At 44.0% G+C, this 20204-nt stretch carries 20 protein-coding genes; all 20 read left to right on the top strand.

Annotated elements, in window-relative coordinates:
- The first annotated feature begins 218 nt into the window (after positions 1–218).
- The 20 genes from NSQ55_RS01695 (at position 219) to NSQ55_RS01790 (ending at position 20194) form a co-directional block, all read left to right on the top strand.
- The gene (locus NSQ55_RS01695; RefSeq protein ID WP_076302297.1) at positions 219–1247 is read left to right on the top strand and encodes an agmatine deiminase family protein; all 1029 of its coding nucleotides are present in this window, start codon (positions 219–221) and stop codon (positions 1245–1247) included.
- 53 nt (positions 1248–1300) lie between these two features.
- A complete protein-coding gene (aguB, locus tag NSQ55_RS01700; RefSeq protein WP_076124702.1) occupies positions 1301–2176 on the top strand; it encodes an N-carbamoylputrescine amidase in 876 nt (291 codons plus the stop codon).
- Positions 2177–2403: 227 nt separating this feature from the next.
- A complete protein-coding gene (locus NSQ55_RS01705; RefSeq protein WP_076275962.1) occupies positions 2404–3219 on the top strand; it encodes a transporter substrate-binding domain-containing protein in 816 nt (271 codons plus the stop codon).
- Between the two features lie 93 nt (positions 3220–3312).
- Entirely contained in the window at positions 3313–3963 is a 651-nt protein-coding gene (locus NSQ55_RS01710) for an amino acid ABC transporter permease (RefSeq protein WP_339170859.1), read from the top strand.
- Between the two features lie 10 nt (positions 3964–3973).
- Positions 3974–4696, top strand: coding sequence for an amino acid ABC transporter ATP-binding protein (locus NSQ55_RS01715; RefSeq protein ID WP_339170860.1), 723 nt, complete (start codon positions 3974–3976; stop codon positions 4694–4696).
- A gap of 155 nt (positions 4697–4851) precedes the next feature.
- Positions 4852–5298 carry a tellurite resistance TerB family protein gene (locus NSQ55_RS01720; RefSeq protein ID WP_076124697.1) on the top strand — a complete coding sequence of 149 codons (447 nt, stop codon included), beginning with the start codon at positions 4852–4854 and terminating at the stop codon, positions 5296–5298.
- Positions 5299–5422: 124 nt separating this feature from the next.
- Positions 5423–6019, top strand: coding sequence for a TerD family protein (locus tag NSQ55_RS01725; RefSeq protein ID WP_076124695.1), 597 nt, complete (start codon positions 5423–5425; stop codon positions 6017–6019).
- A 29-nt stretch (positions 6020–6048) separates the two neighbouring features.
- Positions 6049–6624, top strand: a complete 576-nt coding sequence (locus NSQ55_RS01730; RefSeq protein WP_036687420.1) for a TerD family protein — start codon at positions 6049–6051, stop codon at positions 6622–6624.
- Between the two features lie 57 nt (positions 6625–6681).
- Complete coding sequence (locus NSQ55_RS01735) at positions 6682–7263, top strand: TerD family protein (RefSeq protein ID WP_036687422.1); 582 nt, start codon at positions 6682–6684, stop codon at positions 7261–7263.
- Between the two features lie 133 nt (positions 7264–7396).
- Positions 7397–8677: a TerD family protein gene (locus NSQ55_RS01740; protein ID WP_076124694.1), complete on the top strand. Its 1281-nt coding sequence runs from the start codon at positions 7397–7399 to the stop codon at positions 8675–8677.
- A 27-nt stretch (positions 8678–8704) separates the two neighbouring features.
- Complete coding sequence (locus NSQ55_RS01745; RefSeq protein WP_036687425.1) at positions 8705–9445, top strand: TerC family protein; 741 nt, start codon at positions 8705–8707, stop codon at positions 9443–9445.
- A gap of 225 nt (positions 9446–9670) precedes the next feature.
- Positions 9671–10879, top strand: a complete 1209-nt coding sequence (locus tag NSQ55_RS01750; protein WP_232061116.1) for an HpcH/HpaI aldolase/citrate lyase family protein — start codon at positions 9671–9673, stop codon at positions 10877–10879.
- A 76-nt stretch (positions 10880–10955) separates the two neighbouring features.
- A complete protein-coding gene (locus NSQ55_RS01755) occupies positions 10956–12266 on the top strand; it encodes a phosphoribosyltransferase family protein (protein ID WP_076219211.1) in 1311 nt (436 codons plus the stop codon).
- Positions 12247–13398: a cysteine protease StiP family protein gene (locus tag NSQ55_RS01760; RefSeq protein WP_076101184.1), complete on the top strand. Its 1152-nt coding sequence runs from the start codon at positions 12247–12249 to the stop codon at positions 13396–13398. The genes NSQ55_RS01755 and NSQ55_RS01760 overlap by 20 nt, the downstream gene beginning before the upstream one ends.
- Complete coding sequence (locus NSQ55_RS01765; protein WP_339170865.1) at positions 13395–14228, top strand: HAD family hydrolase; 834 nt, start codon at positions 13395–13397, stop codon at positions 14226–14228. Before NSQ55_RS01760 ends, NSQ55_RS01765 begins: the two co-directional genes overlap by 4 nt.
- Positions 14225–15280 carry an ATP-grasp domain-containing protein gene (locus tag NSQ55_RS01770; RefSeq protein ID WP_339170867.1) on the top strand — a complete coding sequence of 352 codons (1056 nt, stop codon included), beginning with the start codon at positions 14225–14227 and terminating at the stop codon, positions 15278–15280. The genes NSQ55_RS01765 and NSQ55_RS01770 overlap by 4 nt, the downstream gene beginning before the upstream one ends.
- Before the next feature lie 34 nt (positions 15281–15314).
- Entirely contained in the window at positions 15315–16022 is a 708-nt protein-coding gene (locus NSQ55_RS01775; RefSeq protein ID WP_339174369.1) for a hypothetical protein, read from the top strand.
- 11 nt (positions 16023–16033) lie between these two features.
- Complete coding sequence (locus NSQ55_RS01780) at positions 16034–17134, top strand: toxic anion resistance protein (protein WP_036687432.1); 1101 nt, start codon at positions 16034–16036, stop codon at positions 17132–17134.
- 462 nt (positions 17135–17596) lie between these two features.
- Positions 17597–18385: a formate/nitrite transporter family protein gene (locus tag NSQ55_RS01785; protein WP_076124688.1), complete on the top strand. Its 789-nt coding sequence runs from the start codon at positions 17597–17599 to the stop codon at positions 18383–18385.
- 192 nt (positions 18386–18577) lie between these two features.
- Positions 18578–20194, top strand: coding sequence for an ATP-binding protein (locus NSQ55_RS01790; protein WP_076185603.1), 1617 nt, complete (start codon positions 18578–18580; stop codon positions 20192–20194).
- The last annotated feature ends 10 nt before the right edge of the window (positions 20195–20204 follow it).

The raw sequence follows: 20204 nt of genomic DNA on the forward strand, positions 1-20204 counted from the left end.
GATATCCTGATTTATATTAAAATAATTAAATTTAGCTTCGTTGTAACGGATGAAACTTAAATTTTTTAACTGCAAAATGGGGGCTGCGCACAAAAAAAATTCCTTCCAACATTATTAATGTCCCAGGGAATTGAGCACTAGAACATATTATTGTATGATGAGGAAGGAGTTTTAGGGGTAGAACTGGCTCCAAATATATTAGTAAAGGTAGTTAACACATGAATCCTAAAGATTTGAACTATACAATGCCACCGGAATGGGGCAAGCATGAACGTACTTTTATCTCCTGGCCGGTGCAGGAATCTATGTGTTTCCCGGACAACCACGAGTCAGTGTGCCAAGGTTATGCTGACATTATCACAGCCATCGCCGAGTTTGAACCGATCACGGTTATTGTGAACCCGGAGGATGTGGAGCGGGTAGAGCATTTGGTCGGCGGACCGAATGTAACGCTGCTGCCTATTGCGCATAGCGATGCTTGGCTGCGTGATAACGGACCTACCTTTATTGTTAATAAAGAAGGACAAATGGCAGGTGTGAACTGGAAGTTTAATGCTTGGGGCGGTAAATATTCACCTTGGGATTTGGATGACAAAGTGGCTCCGCAGATTCTGGAGCATGCGCAGATCACCCGTTTTGATGCACCGCTTGTGATGGAGGGTGGCTCGATTCATACGGATGGAGAAGGCACTTTGCTTACTACAGAAGAGTGTCTGCTTAACCTAAACCGCAACCCGGAGCTGAAGCGCGAAGAGATCGAAGAGTACGTGCGGAACTATACAGGTACAGAAGCTATTATCTGGCTGAGACGTGGCCTTAGTGGCGATGAAACCGATGGTCATGTCGATAATATTGCTTGTTTTGCTGCACCAGGCAAAGTTATTATCCAGGTCTGTGAGGACCCGCAGGATGAGAACTATGAGATTACGCAAGAGAATCTGCGTATTCTGGAGAACACTACAGATGCCAAAGGGCGTAAGCTGGAGATTATCAAGATTCAGCAGCCACCACGGGTCGATCATGACGGCAGTCGTCTGACGCTCAGTTATTTGAACTTTTATTTCGTGAACGGCGGAATTATCTTGCCTGTGTTTGGCGGCACCGCGACAGAAACGGATACACTTGCTGAGAAAGTGCTGGCTGGTTTGTTCCCGGATCGCAAGATTCGTACAGTTAACGGAATGGCCGTTATCACCGAAGGCGGAAATGTCCACTGCACTACGCAGCAAATGCCTGCACAGCTATAATTGAAGGAAACTAGACGTCCAAAGGGACATTTATATACAAGGAGGACAGATACTTGAGAAATGTAAAAGTAGCTGCGACACAAATGAGTTGTTCCAGCAATATTGAGGAGAATATCAGCAAAGCCGAGACATTGGTCAGAGAAGCGGCAGCACAGGGTGCGCAAATTATTTTGCTCCAGGAGCTGTTTGAGACTCCGTATTTCTGTCAAAAAGAGAAAGCTGATTATTACGCATACGCAACAGAGCTTGAGCATAACAAGGCGATTAATCATTTCAAAGCAGTAGCCAAGGAGCTGCAAGTGGTACTGCCGATTAGTTTTTATGAGAAAAAGAATTACGCGCGTTACAACTCACTTGCTGTAATTGATGCTGATGGAACGGTGCTGGGCAAATACCGCAAGAGTCATATTCCAGATGGCCCAGGTTATGAAGAGAAGTTCTACTTTAATCCGGGAGATACTGGCTTTAAGGTATGGAACACTCGTTATGCCAAGATTGGTGTAGGCATCTGCTGGGATCAATGGTATCCAGAAGCGGCTAGAGTAATGAGCCTGATGGGAGCAGAAATTCTGTTCTATCCAACGGCTATTGGGTCTGAACCGCAGGATGGATCGATCGATTCCAAGGATCATTGGCAGACCTGTATGCTTGGACATGCAGCTGCGAATCTTATTCCAGTCGTGGCTTCCAACCGTATTGGTGAGGAAATTGATGAGGATTCGAGCATTAATTTCTACGGCTCATCGTTCATTGCAGGTCCTCAGGGCAATAAAATCGTTGAGGCTGGACGTGAGGAGCAAACTGTGCTGGTAAGCGAATTCGATCTGGATGCTTTGGAAGTTGGCCGGATCGAGTGGGGAATCTTCCGTGACCGCCGGCCGGATCTGTATAAATTGATCGGTTCTTATGATGGAGATATCACACTTTAATAGGTTTAAAGTTAAATATGCTAAAGGCATTGCTAGAGAGAATACAATCTCTGGCAGTGCCTTTTTGTGTTTGATGAATTTTTTTGAGAGTGATGTACGCATAAAACGTATAAAATAATAATATTGTGTTATATAACCTTACATAATTTAGAAAAGTTAATTGTCATGAATCCTTTAATCTGTTAAAATCTCTTTAAGTTATTTCCGAAAATAGGGGGAATGGGGATATGAAAATAAAAAGTCGTGTTTTAATGTCAGTTTTTATATCATTTGTGGTGGTTGCATTGGTAGGTTGTGGAGCAAATAACAGTAAAGCTGGTAACGAATCCTCAGCGGAGAAAATTAAGTTTGCCAGTGATGCCAGCTACGCTCCTATGGAGTATATGGACACGGATAAAATCAAAGGATTCGACATCGATTTCATTAAGGCAGTTATGGAAGAAGCGGGAATAGACTATGACGTAACGAACACAGGCTGGGAAACGATGCTGCAAAGTGTGAAGCAGGGAACGGAGTATCAAGCAGGGCTATCTTCAGTATCGATTACGGATGAACGTAAAGAAACCTATGACTATTCCATCCCTTATTTCGAATCTACCAATATGATTATGGTTAAAGAAGGCAGCGACATCAAAAACGCACTTGATCTTAAAGATAAAGTAGTTGCAATACAAGGGGCCACAACTGCAGATGACCTGATGAGCGGAATAATGGGTGTCGACAACCCTAACTTGAAACGTTTTGACAGCAATGCGGTGGCATTGATGGAACTGAATGGCGGAGGAGCCGATGCGGTTGTAGCGGATATTGCCATTGTACGTGAGTACATGAAAAACAATCCTAAGCAGAAGCTGGTGGGGATTGTAGACACGGAGAACTTCGGAGCGGAATATTACGGCATTCTTTACCCTAAGGGCAGTGAGTTAAAAGCGAAACTGGATCCGGCTATTAAGAAGGTATTGGAAAACGGAAAGTACGCGGAAATCTACAAAACTTGGTTCGGCGAAGAACCTAACCTGGATAGCTTATTGAACGCAAAATAAGGAAAAAACCTAATAAGCATGCGTAATGATAGCTATTGCGCATGCTTATTTTTTTAAAGAGAGATGACATAAAGAAGAGAAGGGGAGAGTCCTATGGATTTTAGAATGGACATTATTATTCATTATTTGCCCGTCCTTTTAAAAGGGACACTGCTGACTATCGGTATTTCTGTAGTTTCTATTTTATTTGGCTCTATTTTGGGACTGGGGATCGGATTCGGCAAAATGGCCCCAAAATGGTATTTGCGCTGGCCTTTTCATTCATATATCAATTTTTTTCGAGGAACACCACTGTATGTGCAGATTCTGATTGTTCACTTTGGATTGATTCCCCCGCTTTACGGCAAAACCAATGCTCTAATTACTGCGTTTGTTGCTCTGTCGCTTAATTCGGCTGCTTATTCGGCTGAGATTTTTCGGGCAGGCATTCAGTCGGTTGATCATGGACAACGGGAAGCGGCTATTTCACTGGGGATGACTAGTCGGCAAGCGATGAGATTTATTATTTTACCGCAAGCGATCAAACGGATGGTTCCGGCTTTTGGTAACGAGTTTATTGTGCTTGTGAAAGACTCCTCTCTTCTGGCTTTGGTGGCTGCACCGGAAATAATGTACTGGACCAACACGATGAAAGGGCAATATTTGCGGATATGGGAGCCTTATTTGACAGCGGCACTTATTTATTTCATTCTTACCTATTCTCTTAGCAAGCTGCTGAATTACGTTGAACGGAGGCTGAAATAGGATGGAGCCTATGATTTCAGTACGGAACTTACATAAATCATTTGGAACAAACACGGTGCTGGCCGACATAAGTATCGATATTTTCAGTCAGGAGGTAGTGGTGGTTATTGGGCCGTCCGGATCGGGTAAATCCACCTTTTTGCGTTGCCTTAATTTACTGGAGCAGCCGCAGGGGGGCAAGATTGTAATTGAAGGCACTTCTTTGATGGCGGCGAGTACGAAGATTAACGATATCCGTACAGAGCTTGGGATGGTATTTCAGCAGTTTAATCTATTTCCTCATATGAAGGTTATAGAAAACATTATGCTGGCGCCGGTTCAGGTGCGTAAATGGTCTCCGGATAAAGCGCGGCAAAAAGCGCTTGAGCTGCTGCAAAAAGTAGGTCTAAGTGAAAAAGCAGAGATGTATCCAGCCTCATTGTCTGGGGGGCAGGCTCAGCGGGTAGCAATTGCAAGGGCGCTGGCTATGGAGCCCCAAATTATGCTCTTTGACGAACCAACCTCAGCGCTTGACCCGGAGATGGTGGGGGAAGTGCTGGCGGTGATGAAGGAACTGGCCCGTGAGGGGATGACGATGGTCGTGGTGACACATGAAATGGGCTTTGCGCGTGAGGTGGGGGATCGGGTGCTGTTCATGGAACAAGGTGAGATTGTGGAAGAAGGAAGTCCGGAGCAGCTGTTCGGAAATCCTAAGCAAGAACGGACACGATCCTTTCTATCAAAGGTGCTGTAATTTTGTGGAAAGTAGAATCTTGTTATTTTATCAGGTATATTAGAAGAGTAACGGTTATTTCAGGGATTTATATGCAAAATCTGTCGGAACGTGGAGAGGAGGCTCTTGGGATATCTTTTGTTATCATAATCTAGCAGTGATAGAGGGAGAATACGATGAGCACATTTAAAAACTGGTTGAATACAGCCAAAAGCGGACTTACAGATCAAGTGAAGAAATTCAAAAATAAAGATTTCATGAATGCGGTAGTTGCAGGCTGCGCTTTGGTCGCTGCGGCGGACGGTAAAATAGAAGAAGCAGAGAAAAACAAAATGGCCGGCTATATGAATATGAGTAATGAATTGAAGGTATTTGACATGAGAGATGTCATTGCTCAATTCAACTATTACGTAAGTAACTTCGAATTTTCACCAGAAATAGGAAAACAAGAAGCTTTGAAAGCGATCGCTAAGTTTAGCGGCAAACCAGAAGCGGGCCGTCTGATCGTGGGTGTATGCTCGGCAATTGGATCAGCTGATGGTGATTTTGATGATTACGAAAAAGCAGTTGTGCGGAATATTTGTGGCGTCTTAGGATTAAACCCTAGCGAATTCAGTTTATAAATTAGGTGAAGTCATAGATAAAAGTTCGTTGAAACGTAATTTATTCTTTATCGTATCACTGATATAACACCTAAAAGCTAGACTAACAGATAATGATTTTTATCGGAAACGGAGGTACGTTGATTTGGCTGGAATTAATCTGGTAAAAGGTCAAAAGATTGATTTGACTAAAGGTAATGCGGGCTTGTCCAATGTAATTGTGGGCTTAGGCTGGGATCCAATTGAAGCCTCGCGGGGATTCTTTGGAGTCAAGAAACAGGCGAATGTCGACTGTGATGCCTCAGCACTGCTGTTAAATGAGGATGGTAAGCTAACTAAGAAGGGTAACCTGATCTGCTTCCACAACAAGCAAAGTCCTTGCAACTCGGTCATTCATTCCGGAGATAATCTGACGGGTGAAGGCGACGGAGATGACGAGCAAATCATGGTTAATTTGAAAGCCATTCCTGCCGATGTTCACAAGGTTCTGGTTGTCGTTAACATTTACGATGCGGTGAATCGCAAACAGGATTTTGGAATGATCAAATCAGCGTATATTCGGGTAATAAATGCTGCCGGGAATAGTGAGTTGATTAAATTCAACTTGTCTGACAACTACACAGGTTTTACGGCACTTATTTGTGGAGAGCTTTACCGCCAAGGTGGAGAATGGAAGTTCGCTGCAATTGGTGAAGGCAGCCACGCCGCTCATATCAATCAACTTGCAGAACGCTACGTATAATCCAAATATAAGAAAAGAGGTATGTAATCATGGCAATTAATCTATCCAAAGGTCAAAAAATCGATTTAACGAAAACAAACCCAGGTCTATCCAAAATCACAGTAGGTCTTGGTTGGGACACTAATAAATATGACGGCGGAAAAGATTTCGATTTGGACGTATCCGTCTTTTTGACCAATGCTAGTGGTAAAGTTGATAAAGAAACCAACTTCATTTTCTTCAATAACAAGCAAAATGAGAATGCTTCTGTTGTTCATACCGGAGATAACCGTACAGGTGAAGGCGATGGTGATGATGAGCAGGTTCAAGTGGATCTTCAGAACATCCCTGCTGATGTAGACAAAGTAGCTTTTACTATTACAATTTATGATGCTGAAGCAAGAAGCCAAAACTTTGGACAAGTCTCCCGTTCCTACGTACGTATCGTAAACGATCTGAACAATGAAGAATTGATTCGTTTCGACCTCGGTGAGGATTTCTCTATTGAAACTGGTGTCGTTGTAGGCGAATTGTATCGTAACGGTGCAGAATGGAAGTTCAATGCTATTGGCAGTGGCTACAAAGACGGCTTGAGCGGTTTGACTCGCGACTACGGCCTGCAATAAATTTCATTCTGCATGCTAAAGATGAATTGAATTCATAAATGAAAGAAGGTTTTGTCAGTGACGATCAGTCTCTCTAAAGGACAACGGATTGATCTTACCAAGACTAATCCGGGTTTGACGAAGGTAGTAGTAGGATTGGGCTGGGATACTAATAAGTATAGCGGCGGCCAAGATTTTGACCTTGATGCCTCAGCCTTTTTACTGCATGAAGATGGTAAGGCCAAGGGCTCCGATGATTTTGTATTCTACAACAATCCTTCGGGTGGCGCAGGTTCCTTGACTCATACGGGGGATAACCGTACAGGTGAGGGTGACGGAGATGACGAGCAGATTGTTGTTGATTTCAGCAAAATCCCTGCTCATATTCAGCGCATCGGAATAACGGTAACGATCTATGATTATGAAACTCGGGCACAAAACTTTGGACAGGTTTCCAATGCTTTTGTACGTGTAGTAGATGCTTCTAATGATCGTGAAGTGCTTCGCTTCGATTTAGGTGAAGACTTTTCAACTGAAACAGCTGTTGTATTCTGTGAGTTCTACCGCAATGGTGCGGATTGGAAGTTCCAGGCGATTGGAAGTGGCTTTGCCGGCGGTCTAAGCGCTTTATGCAGAAACTATGGACTGGACGCGCAATAACATCCAAGTGGGCGGGGTCATTACCGATCCTGCCCTTTTTCTAAATATTTAGAGCAGTACAGACTCCACTTTGTGGGGTTCTTTTTTACAAAATTATTAGTTGGTTTACTCCATTTATAAAGGTGGCGTAAGAATGAGTGTTAACGTAGTCAAAGGGCAAAAAGCTGATCTGACCAAAGGCAATGCTGGACTTCATTCTATAATCGTAGAGATCGGCTGGCATGCTCCGGCTGCTCTGGAGATTGATAGCTCTGCTTTCCTGCTTGGATCAGAGGGTAAAGTAAGTAAAGACGAGGATTTAATATTTTATAATAATCCAGCCACATCTTATATTAGGTATAAGGATGTGCCAGGATTCAATGACCGCAAGCAATTCGAAGTTCAATTGGATAAGATTCCTTCCGATGTGATGAAGATTGCCTTTACGCTTACCATTTATGATGGGGAGAAAAGGGGTCAAAGTTTTGGGCAAGTTAGTCAGGCCTATTTTCGGATTCTCAATCAAGTGACAGGTGCGGAACTGCTCCGATGTGATCTCGACAATCTTTTCTCCGTGGAAACGGCCATTGTGGTAGGGGAATTATATAGATATAACAGTGAATGGAAGTTCAGTGCCATTGCAGCGGGGTTTGCCGGAGGTTTGAAAGAGATATGCAGCAACTTCGGTATTGAAGCGAATGAGGAGCCTGCTCCTGCTGCTCCACAGCCGGAGGTTAAGCCGCAGATTCCACCACAAATCTTCGCAACGCCGCCTGCGCAGCCAGTGAAACGTGAAGAGAGCTCTCCAGCCACACCCCCGCCTTCGCCAATGAATCTCAACTTGAAGAAAATCGAGCTGAAGAAAAAAGGCGATTCCATCAATTTGAAAAAATCAGCCAGTGGTGATTTAGGGGAAGTGTTGATTAATCTCAACTGGAACCAGAAGCAGGGCGGACTCTTTAGTCGTAAAAATGGCGTAGATCTAGATCTTGCTTGTCTGTATGAACTGAAGAATGGCAGTAAAGGAGTGGTACAAGCGTTGGGCAATGCCTTTGGCTCATTGAATCAACCTCCTTATGTCATGCTTGATGGGGATGATCGGACAGGCTCCGTAACTACTGGTGAGAATTTGCGTATAAATGGTATCAAAATTTCCGAGATTGAACGCATTCTAGTGTTTTCCTTTATTTATAAAGGGGTAACCAACTGGTCGGAGGCCGATGGGGTTGTCACCATCAAACAAGGCGGAGGACCTGATATCATTGTAAATTTGGACGAGCATAACAACCGTAAAGGGATGTGTGCCATTGCGTTATTCCGGAATGTAAGCAATGAAACATTTAGTGTTGAACGGCTGGTGCAATATTACAGTGGTCATCGTGAGATGGATGAAGCCTATGGCTGGGGGCTGCGCTGGGTTGCGGGCAGCAAATAATCGATTTTACCGGAGGCGCAAAGTGTAATGGATTGGTTCGCAGATTTTTTTAGAAATATTAGTGAGAATTACGGGCATTTTTTCTCATGGAGTGATGTAGTAGGTACACTCTCTGATCCTGTGAGCTGGGGGATTATCGGGAGCTTAATTCTACTAGAAGGTTTGCTCTCTGCAGATAATGCGCTTGTGCTTGCCGTTATGGTTAAGCATCTACCTAAGGAGCAGCAGAAAAAGGCGCTTTTCTACGGTATCTTAGGGGCTTATTTGTTCAGATTCCTGGCCATTGGACTAGGGACATTTCTTATTAAGTTTACTTTGGTTAAGGTTCTTGGTGCACTGTATCTCTTTTATATCGCATATAAAGGTTTATTTAAGGGCAGTGGCGAAGAGCATACGGAGAATAAAGGCACTTCTTTTTGGAAGACGGTTCTCCTTGTTGAATTAATGGATATTGCTTTCAGTATTGACAGTGTTATTGCTGCATTTGGACTTAGTGATCAGGTTTGGGTTCTCTTTATGGGTGGTATCTTAGGGGTTCTGATGATGCGCGGAGTGGCGCAGGTATTCTTGAAGCTTATTGATAAATTCCCTGAATTGGAACAGGCAGCGTTCCTGCTTATCGCCATTATTGCGGGTAAGATGCTAGCGGGTGCTTTTGGTTTTGAATTGCCGCATGTCGTATTCTTTACAATCCTTATAGCGGTATTCGTGGGTACGATCCTCTATAGTGCTAGACGTAAGAAAAAAGATGCCCATAAAAGTGCATGATTAAAAAAGTAATTGCACCATAGAGAAGTCGGAGCCGATCATGCAAGAATAGAAACGCCTGCTTCTTTCAGGTAATCGTATATGTTATAGCGTAGGCCTTCACTTATATTTGAGAGAGCCAAGATGCCATCCCCAAGGGAGAGTATTGCCGGTTCTGACACTCTCTATGAGGAGAGGTCTACGCTTGTTTTGCTTGGCTTCGCAAAACTATAAGGGGGAACCGATTTGAGATACTTCGATTACCTGACGAAAGAACAAGAAATCTCTTTGTTTTACACTCCGCCTATCTCATTTGATCATACCACGAACAAGGAACTGCTAGCCTACGCTGTCGGCGCTGCCCTCTATATGCCGGCTACCCGTGCAAGTGTTGCAGAAGACATCATTAAGCTCAAGAATGCAGGTCTAGTGACGGTTATTATAGATCTGGAGGACGCAATCGGAGATGACCAGGTTGATAATGCAGAGGAGTCTATTATCCAGCATCTTATTTACCTAGCTGCTTACGCAGAAAATGAGCTGGATTCATCGAACAGCCTCCCGCTTCTTTTTATACGAGTACGTAACCCGGACCAACTCCGGCAAATGATTTTCCGCTTGGGATCCTTGGTAACGATGTTAACAGGGTTTGTATTTCCTAAGTTCTCTGTGGACAATGGAATTCAATATTTTGAAACGTTAGCTGAGTACAACAATACGCGTGGTTATAATGATCCTGTGCTTTACGGGATGCCAATCTTGGAAACTGCACCTATTATTTATCGGGAAAGTCGAGTGGACAGTCTGCTATCTATCCGTGATTTACTCCGTAATTACCGTGAGCTTGTCCTAAACGTCAGAATTGGGGCAACGGATTTCTCCAGCCTGTTCGGACTGCGTCGCAGTCCTGATGTTAGTATTTATGATCTTACTCCTATCCGTGACTGTATCTCGGACATTATCAATGTGTTTGGGCGGGTTGAAGAGGGATATGTGATCTCAGGACCTGTCTGGGAGTATTTTGCGAATAAAGGTCATCGAGTTCTCCGGCCGCAGCTGCGGCAGACGCCATTTGAGGATACTTACGGCAAAAACGGCCGTGATATGCGGAATAGCTATATCTCGAGCAGTGTAGACGGGCTAATTCGCGAGGTTATTTTGGATAAAGAGAATGGAATTGTGGGTAAGACGATTATTCATCCTTCTCACCTCAGACCTGTTCAGGCGATGTATACGGTGATGCATGAGGAATACGTCGACGCTTTAAGCATTGTAGAAAGTAATGATGGCAGTCTGGGCGTGTTTAAGAGTCAATATTTTAATAAAATGAACGAAATTAAGCCCCATCTGAATTGGGCAAGACGAATTTTACTACGATCTCAAATATACGGGGTGTTACATGAACAACAGCATTTTGTCGGATTATTACCCGAAAACGAATTTACGCACGTATAACATAGTCGAGAACCTGCAAGTGAATGTAACCGAAACCTTTAACCCCTTTCATATGCCTCTGGATTCTTTATTTTCTATGGCGGCGCGAATTAATAAAAAACGAACTTTTCTGTTTGTCAGTAAGGTGCTTGGCAAGCATATCCCCGTCGATCCGTATACTTCACTTCTAAGCGGAGCAGCGTTGGCGCTGCTGTTATATCAGGAGATGAACGGCGATTCCGTGGATAGTGATCGTATGACAAAGTTATTGGATATGGCGGTTCATGGGCTGATTCATCCTGAATTTGCTAAGGAAGCCTATCAACATTTACTAGCGGCCCGGCTGGTTTTGCCCAAGCCTGTGGTTTTTATTGGATTCGCAGAAACGGCAACTGCACTGGGTCACAGTGTGTACAACATCTTTGCTGAGCAGGCATCCTATATTCATACTACGCGTGAGCATATTCCTGATTTGGAGTCTGTTGTAAGTTTTGTAGAAGAGCATTCCCATGCAGTTGATCATCTATGTTATGCCTTGGATACCGAACTCTTATCTGGGACAGAGCCCATTATATTGGTAGATGACGAGATTACGACCGGGAAAACCGCGATCAATACAATTCGAGATATTCAGTCAAAATTCCCGCGGGAGGAATATGTGGTAGTCTCTCTTCTGGACTGGAGAAGCGGCAGCAATCTTCAACACTATAGTGAGCTTGAGCAGGAGCTGGGGATTCGCATTAAGTCGTTATGTCTGCTGCAAGGGAATATTGAAGTGATAGGTTCACCGGTGTTTAATAAGGATACGGAGCAGCTGGATAGAGAGGCCATTTTTGAGTGTGAGGTTGTAACTACTTATGCTCAAGATGGAATGGAACGACTGGAGGTATCCTCTATCGATTCCTATGGTGAGATCAACACAGCGCCGTATATGAAATATAGTGGACGGTTCGGAATGGAGTCACAGGATAATCTGGAGCTTGATCAGGGTGTGAAACGAATAGCTGAGCAGCTGCGGCAATTGCGTAGAGGACCGAAAGCCTTGGTAATGGGTGTAGGAGAATTTATGTATCTTCCGATGAGAGTGGCGGCGGAAATGGGGGAAGGGATTGCTTACCAGTCTTCCACTAGAAGTCCAATCCACCCTGAGCGTCGGCCGGATTATGGGGTACATAGTGCTGCTGCGTATCCTTCAGCTGGTGATCCGGAAATCACAAACTTTATTTATAATATAGCTCCTGGTCAATACGATGATATATTTGTGCTGATTGAGCGTGATGTACCGCATGAGCGTATGAAACCTATGCTTGATATACTGAAGAAACTGGCCCGCCATAAAGTGCATCTTATTGTACTGACCTCGGAAAGAAGAAGTGGAGGCCCTACCTATGAAGGGAACAGTAACTGAAGAAATTCTAAACAGAAGTATAGCCGAACCGGTTCCGCTAGGCAGCTATTCTCCGTCAGATGTTATATTTTTGCTTAAGGATCTGAGCGATGTTTCACTGGAGCGGGCGACTGACGAAAGAGAGGCCGCCATTCAATCAGGCGTACACTACTCTGAGATGCTGCCCGTGGAATATCAGCCTACTGAGCAGTATATTGAGTTATTTCACGAGACGCTGGAGCAATCTGCGGAGAAGGTTGCTCTAGCAGTAGCGGTAGTCTCTGAGATGATTGTCGCTCAACGGGGACTTGATACGGTGTTAGTCTCTTTGGCAAGAGCGGGAACACCAATTGGTGTACTGATTAAGCGTTATATCCAAGAGCGATATGATGCTGATCTGCCGCATTATAGTATCTCTATCATTCGGGGCAAGGGGATTGATGAGAACGCAATCCTCTATATTCTGCAAAAGCATGGGCTTGACGCTGATTTGCAGTTTGTCGACGGATGGACGGGGAAAGGGGCTATTCGCCAGGTATTGATTGAGGCGTGCAACAGCCTATATGAGAAATATGGCATTCGGCTAAATGATGACCTGGCCGTATTGGCTGATCCCGGGAACTGTTCAGGCACGTTCGGGACTAGAGAGGATTATCTTATTCCTAGTGCATGCCTCAATTCTACGGTGTCAGGATTGATGAGCCGGACAGTGCTGCGCGATGATTTAATCGGTCCGGAAGAATTCCATGGGGCTAAATTCTACAAGGAATGGCTCGATACGGATGTATCTAATGTATTCATTGCGGCGATCTGCCCGTATTTCTCCTCCGTTGCGGAAGAAGCACAAGCGATTGCTGAACAGATGCAGCAATCCCCGCCAGAAATTACATGGCAGGGTCTGCGTGATATTCAGAGTATTCAAGAAGTGTTCGGCATAGATAACATCAATTTGGTCAAGCCCGGAGTCGGAGAAACAACCCGAGTGCTGCTGCGCAGAGTACCATGGAAGATTCTTGTCGATACTATGGATAATCCAAATCTTCGTCATATTATTCTCTTAGCAGAGGATAGAGGGGTTCCAGTAGAAGTATTCCCTGGACTCACCTACTCCTGTTGCGGGATTATTAAGCCGCTGAGAGGTGAGACGGAATGATCTATGCCAGTGATTTGGACCGAACGTTAATCTATTCCTTAAATGCAATCGGTGTCCCGGAGAATACTCCGGGCCTGGTTCCTGCGGAGGTTGTGGATGGCAAGACGGTTTCATACATTTCGCAAAAAGCATTGGCTGATCTGATGGAGCTTACTTCCCGTATTATCTTTATGCCCGTTACAACACGTACCATAGCGCAGTATAAGCGTATTAATCTGTTTCAAGACACGATTATTCCAGACTACGCGATTACTAGTAATGGCGGGAATATTCTGATTGGTGGCGAAGTAGATAAGAGCTGGAGAGCTTCGGTGGGCAGGCTTGTTCAAAATGAATCGGCTGCGGCAGAAGAAGTTAGAATGCACGTTAGGTCTGTAGTGCACGAGGAATGGATCATTAGTGAGCGGTATTGTGATGATTTATTTTATACTTTTGTAGTAGTGCGTGATTTATTACCTATGGATGAGATCACGAATCTGGCAGAGCAATTATACGATTTGGGCTGGCGGGTATCCTTACAAGGACGCAAGCTATATGTCGTTCCTGCCGCTGTGAATAAAAGTGATGCGATTGTTCATGTGCGCCGGACGGTTCGGTCAGAACCGATGGTAGCATCGGGAGATTCCTTGTTGGATAAGAGTTTACTAGAAAGTGCGGACTATGCGATTGCTCCTTGTCATGGAGAAATATTTGCAGAGCAGCAGAGTGGTCTTGTAAAATCAAGGTATCCCTTTACGAAGCAAGCGGGTGTTTTTGCTGGTGATGAAATTCTACAGTATGTAAACATGATCTATAATAACTTAACCGTATTGGGAGTTGGGCCACTATGAAAAAGGTAAACATTTATTTCAATCGCTGGTTTTCCGTCGCTTACCATTATATGAATCTCATCCGCAATAATGAGGATGGCGTTCCTGTACAAATCTTCGCCACGCATCCTGATATTCACCATATGTCCCTTCAAGGGGCTGATGTTGCTGGGACTGAACCAGCACTGACTGGAATAGAATATGTTCAATTCTGCGTGGATTTCTGTCGCCGTAATGAGATCGATATCTTCATTCCACGGTTACATATGCTGGATATAGCTTTGCATGCTGCTATGTTTGATGCGATTGGCACCAAGGTTCTGGTCTGTAGAGATTTAGACTTATTGGAGACCATCATGGATAAGGGGAAGTTCTACGAAAGTGTTAAGGAAACAGGGATTATGACAATTCCTGATTATCATGTGGTGAGTACAGCAGAGCAGTTCAAAGAGGCTTATCATGATCTTGTAGCCAAAGGACATCACGTATGCTTTAAACCTACGGAGACAGAGGGAGGCCTTGGCTTCCGTATCATTGATAACACACGTAGTCCTTTACAGGAGCTGTTTGGTCATGTAACTCCGCTGATATCCTTCGAAGAGGCCTATCGTATTCTGGGAAGTGAATCTACATTCCCTGAACTTATGGTGATGGAACTGCTGGAAGGTTATGAATACAGTATAGATTGCTTGTCAGATGAGAATGGCAGGCTGTTAGCGGCTGTACCCCGTCGTAAAGCTGGCGGTCGTCTGCGGCTGATGGAGCATATTCCGGAGCTGGAGGAGATCGCTTCCCGGGTAGCAGAAGTATATAAAATACCTTTCAATTTCAATATTCAAATGAAGTATAGTGGTGGAATTCCTAAACTGCTGGAGATTAACCCCCGGATGTCTGGAGGTCTTCATATTTCTTGTCTGTCTGGAATTAACTTTCCATACCTGGCTGTCAAAAGTGCACTCGGCGGAGAGGTCCAGCCTGCGGAGTTCGGCGATAATGTGCTTGCCAGCCATGTAGAGCAGCCGCTAATTATGAAAATAAACGGCGAATCCGTAATTCCGGATCCCGTGAATTGAGCGTTCGCAATCTCGCTCACAAGAGGTGAGAAAAATTAAATTTAAATCGAAAGTGTTGCTGTATGCCGGTATTGGCTATGTTGTCGCTGTATTAACGAGTTCTTTTTTGCCTGAGTTACTCTCCTTGCTGTTGCCTGTAGCGGGTGCAGCGGTAGGGGTTCTTGCAACGAGAAGTCCAAGAACCAACCTTCCGGCTGAGGTGCTGCCAGCAGGTCCAGAGACGGTACCTGTTGCTCCAGCTTCCTCTGCAAATGCTCCGCAATTACCTAGTGCGGCAAATAATGCTGCACCAGGTAATCCGGGCAATAGTGGTAGAACTGAGGCCGAACCAACGAAGATTGGACCGGAATTTGCTCCAGTAGTTGAGTACCTTAGCATTCTGGAAGATATGATTATCTCCGAGGGGCAGAAGGATACACTGGACAATGAAATTGTCGAGAAATCACTGGCGCTTTTTGCGAGACTTCAACGTGTAATTCCGCTGCTGCAGGAGCTCAATAATGGCGATATTAATCATACGGTCCGCAGATTGATTCTGAAGGATTTAAATGGTGTGATTAACCCATTTTTGCGCCTAAGTGGTGAAGCGAAGACGAAGAATCGGAGAACGCTGCTGAACGGTCTAAGAGATGTTGATTCCAAAATATCGGATATTGCTTCGACGATCGAACATAAAGACCTGATGGAACTTCAGACGAAGGCGGAACTGATTCATCAGCGGTATAGCAGTTCCGAATTATAGGAGGGAAACCCATGTCCACGCAGTTGATCCAATTAAAAAAAGAAGATGAACAAAAGGTAGTCGAAGAAGCCGCACAATTGATCGAGAAGGTATCCCAGACAGATACAGTCACGTTGGATTCTTTAATGGATGATATCGGGAAGCTTGGGGTGAAGACGCAAGAAAAAGCAGGCCAAACCCTCAAGCTGTTGGATCGTCCGGTAAATGACCTGATGTCCGGCAAACGTGTTGAAGTGCCTAACATGATTATGAAGCTGCGGAATGAGTGTGAAAATCTGCAACAGAGTAAGAATGTTAGCTTTTTCGGCAAAATGCTGCGGAAGAGTCCGATGAAGAACTATGTGTACAAATATCAGTCTGTCCGCACAAATATTGATGCGATTGTTACTGGTCTACGCGACGGCAGAGATACCCTCGAAGAGAGTATTGTAAATATGCGCCAGCTGAAACGTACCTCTATGGAGGAGATCTATAACCTTCAAACCAAAATTGCCTTCGGCAATAAGCTAAAAGAGCTGTTCGAGGTGGAGATTGCGAAGCCTGAGAATGAGTTCCGTAAAGCTTATCTGGAGCGTGGTCTGCGTAAAGTGATGGTTCGTATTCAGTCCATGACAGAGATGATTCTGCTCTACAATCAAGCGATTGCTGCTACAGATATCATCAATGACAATAATGATAAACTGATCGATTCCGTAAATAATGCGATTGATAAAACTTCTAATCTGATTACAGTGTCGGCAATGATTGCGATGTCGCTGGCCGATCAGGAGAATGTTATCAACGCTGTAGAAGCAACAAATAAGACGATTGAAGATCAGTTTAAAGAAAATGCACGCTTGCTGCGTACGACTACAGAAAAAACGACCGAGCTTCTATCCAAACCTTCCATGTCTATGGAAGCCGTGAATCAAGCGATCGGCGATCTGCTTAGCGCATTGGATACTTCGGAACAGTCAAACCGTCGTATTATCGAAAGCTGCCAGGATTATACATCCAAAATGACGACGATCAATACCCAACTGGGCAATCGTCTAGGACTCAATGAAGCGGACAAGCCTGAGGCGCTGAAACAAGGTGAAGCAGAGAGCCAACTGAGCAGCTTCTTGAACTAATTGTTTTAAAAAAAGTCCGTAAAAATATAGCAGAGCAGTGAGCCTTCATTTCTGGGGGTTCGCTGCTCTGCTTTTTTTTGGGATATGGGGTAGCTCGCTTCAACTGCTGCATAGGCGTAAACGTGATCTAATCAAATGAAGTTTACTGTAGCCAAACATAAAGCCCTATCCACATACATAAGTTGTCACAAGACTACATGTGGAGGAAGTGGGGATAGGCTATGGTTTTAGGCTGTTTGATACTCGTGCTTATCATCGTCGCCAGCAGTGAAAAAGCAGAAGCCATTGCTAAAATGAATGAAGACAATTAGCAAGAGGTAGCTTCGCTTCCCCGTAAGTATTCAGGGATTTTTTGCCGCGAGTTGGTTCAAGTAATTTCCAGCGGGTTATTGGGTATAATAACGCAAGGCTGTCGATTAGCCCATAATCAGCTGGAAATACCAAAATCCCTAAGGAGGTCACATGGAGAACGAGGCACTGCTTCAGGTTGAACAATTAGCACTTAAGAAACAGAAGATATTCCGGCAAAGCGTAATGCGCTATATTGCCAGAGCCATGCTGGCCAGTATGTTTATCGGATTCGGTGTAATTGTAGCATTTAAGACAGGCAACTATTTCTTTATGGAGCAATCCCCCTTTGCATATCCAATGGCTGCGATTACTTTCGGAGCGGCTATTATTCTAATTTCTTTTGGTGGTGGGGATTTATTCACCGGAGATACTTTTTATTACACATACACGGCACTAAGACGGAAAATGAAATGGTCTGAGGTTGTCCGCATGTGGATCATGAGTTATATCGGTAATATTCTTGGGGCTGCCGTTTTTGCCTTGCTGATTTTTTTGACAGGACTGTTCTATAGCTCAGATGTAAACGGTTTTTTGCTATATGTAGTGGAGCATAAGATGGAAGCCCCGGCAGGTCAGCTTTTCTTTCGGGCTATTCTTTGTAACTGGCTCGTTTGTATGGCTTTTTTTATACCGATGAATATGAAAGGCGATGGGGCCAAAATGTTCGCCATGGTCTTATTCGTATTCTGTTTTTTCATCTCCGGCTATGAACATAGTATTGCCAATATGTGTACCTTTGCGATTGCGCTTGTACTTGATCATCCCGGAACGGTATCGTGGTATGGCGTGGTGCATAACCTTGTCCCCGTTACGATCGGCAATTTAATTGGCGGTGGCGTACTGATGGGGGTAATGTATTATTATGTGAATAAACCTTTTCTGGATGACACTAAGCATTAACTGAAAAATAGAAAATAATAATTCTCCAAAACTTCGCTCTTGTATAGGGGTGAAGTTTTTTTGTGCAGAAAGTTATTTTTTAACATTGGGATTATTTGATTTTTAAGGATTGAAAAGGATTAGAGGGAGAGAGGTAGAATACATAATTATGCAATGCAAAATTGAAGATTCATACAGAATGGGGTAAGGGCTTTGGATGAGACAACAGGGATACTGACGGATGAGACCATTATTAAGGCTTCCAATCAGCATTGTATTGACCAAGGAATTGATCCTGAGCAACCGCCTGTCTTTGCAAAGGGATATTCTACTGATGAATTGGGGGCACAGCTTAGCGCATATAGTGAAGTGATTGAGGTTATCGAATTTTTTGTCAAAAAATTTCTTTCCTCAGTCAAAGGGAACCCGATCCTAGTTACGATTTCGGATGATGCAGGTTATCTATTGGCGTTCCAAGGAGATGCGACGATTATTGATCTCGTAGGACAGGTAGGCATCAAAGAAGGCGTGCAGATGAACAAAGAAGTGGGTACCAATTCAATCGCTTTAGCCCTTGAATATCAGAGGCCATTCCAGCTGACAGGACGAGACCATTTCCATCATATTTTGCATCATTTAGTATGCTGTACAGCTCCATTTTATAAAGAAAATGGGCAAGAAATTTTAGGTACAATTTCATTTATGGCAGATATAGATGTAGCCCATCCCCATTTGCTGCCTCTGCTCTGTACGATGGCTGACTCGATTGAACGTGAGATTTTGTTGCGGAGAGGGAATTCTCAGCTGCAATTATTAAATCGGATTTTGCTAGAGACCAATTACTTAGGGGTAATCATAACAGATCAATTCGGAACAGTCGTGAATATAAATGAGAACGGTTTAGCTATGCTTCATTTGGGTGGTGAGCATCAAGAGTCTGTTGTTGGAACTAGTGTCTTTGAAATTAGGAATGTGGGTGCATACTTTCAACATGTCATCATACATCATGTCGCATGTGCCGGGTTAGAAGTGATTCAGGAGAAAAACGGGTTGTTCGAGCATTATATGTTAGATGTACTACCCGTTTACGATGGGAATGGTTACTTAGCGCGTGTGATTGGAAGTTTGCGCAACATCACGGAGATGAAAAGAACGGAAGAAGTGCTGCGCAATACAGAAAAGCTAGTGGTCGCAGGACAACTGGCTATGAGCATTGCACATGAGATCCGCAATCCTCTGACTACGGTGAAAGGGATGCTTCAACTGGCTAATAAAGATTCACGTCTGTTGCATTATGATCTCATTATGTCAGAAGTGGAAAGAATGAATCTTATTGTGAGCGAGTTTCTTATTCTGGGTAAACCGCAGGCTGCGCATTATATGACTGAACAATGTAGTACGATCCTGCTGGAAGTATTGAATATCTTCGCGATTCAGGTGGAGATGAATAATATAGCGTTAAATACAAAGATCCATTATGATGCTGAGATCGAATGTGACCGCAATCAGATTAAGCAGATTTTCCTCAATATCCTAAGAAATTCAATGGAAGCTTTGCCTTTTGGCGGGAGCATTACAGTGACTCTTGATGTGAAGGATGAATTTCAGGTGATTACCTTCACCGATAATGGAGAGGGTATGAACAAGGAAGTTCTGGAGAAATTAGGAGAGCCTTTTCACACGACCAGAGGCGATGGGAATGGACTTGGCTTCATGATTGTCAAAAAAATCGTGACTGCCCACAGAGGATATGTGGCAATAGCTAGTGAAGAGGGAGTGGGCACGGCCGTTACAATTTATCTTCCGATGGCACATTCATACCACAAATGAAACAGCAATA

This window comes from Paenibacillus sp. FSL H7-0943 (assembly GCF_037963265.1).
Classification (GTDB): domain Bacteria; phylum Bacillota; class Bacilli; order Paenibacillales; family Paenibacillaceae; genus Paenibacillus_AQ; species Paenibacillus_AQ odorifer.

Excerpts from the sequence above, each read along its gene's own strand:
- NSQ55_RS01785 (WP_076124688.1), top strand. The coding sequence starts at position 17,597 with ATGGAGAACGAGGCACTGCTTCAGGTTGAACAATTAGCACTTAAGAAA.
- NSQ55_RS01745 (WP_036687425.1), top strand. The coding sequence starts at position 8,705 with ATGGATTGGTTCGCAGATTTTTTTAGAAATATTAGTGAGAATTACGGG.
- NSQ55_RS01705 (WP_076275962.1), top strand. The coding sequence starts at position 2,404 with ATGAAAATAAAAAGTCGTGTTTTAATGTCAGTTTTTATATCATTTGTG.
- NSQ55_RS01770 (WP_339170867.1), top strand. The coding sequence starts at position 14,225 with ATGAAAAAGGTAAACATTTATTTCAATCGCTGGTTTTCCGTCGCTTAC.
- NSQ55_RS01765 (WP_339170865.1), top strand. The coding sequence starts at position 13,395 with ATGATCTATGCCAGTGATTTGGACCGAACGTTAATCTATTCCTTAAAT.
- NSQ55_RS01740 (WP_076124694.1), top strand. The coding sequence starts at position 7,397 with ATGAGTGTTAACGTAGTCAAAGGGCAAAAAGCTGATCTGACCAAAGGC.
- NSQ55_RS01755 (WP_076219211.1), top strand. The coding sequence starts at position 10,956 with ATGGCGGCGCGAATTAATAAAAAACGAACTTTTCTGTTTGTCAGTAAG.
- NSQ55_RS01710 (WP_339170859.1), top strand. The coding sequence starts at position 3,313 with ATGGATTTTAGAATGGACATTATTATTCATTATTTGCCCGTCCTTTTA.
- NSQ55_RS01715 (WP_339170860.1), top strand. The coding sequence starts at position 3,974 with ATGATTTCAGTACGGAACTTACATAAATCATTTGGAACAAACACGGTG.
- NSQ55_RS01780 (WP_036687432.1), top strand. The coding sequence starts at position 16,034 with ATGTCCACGCAGTTGATCCAATTAAAAAAAGAAGATGAACAAAAGGTA.
- NSQ55_RS01760 (WP_076101184.1), top strand. The coding sequence starts at position 12,247 with ATGAAGGGAACAGTAACTGAAGAAATTCTAAACAGAAGTATAGCCGAA.
- NSQ55_RS01720 (WP_076124697.1), top strand. The coding sequence starts at position 4,852 with ATGAGCACATTTAAAAACTGGTTGAATACAGCCAAAAGCGGACTTACA.
- NSQ55_RS01695 (WP_076302297.1), top strand. The coding sequence starts at position 219 with ATGAATCCTAAAGATTTGAACTATACAATGCCACCGGAATGGGGCAAG.
- NSQ55_RS01730 (WP_036687420.1), top strand. The coding sequence starts at position 6,049 with ATGGCAATTAATCTATCCAAAGGTCAAAAAATCGATTTAACGAAAACA.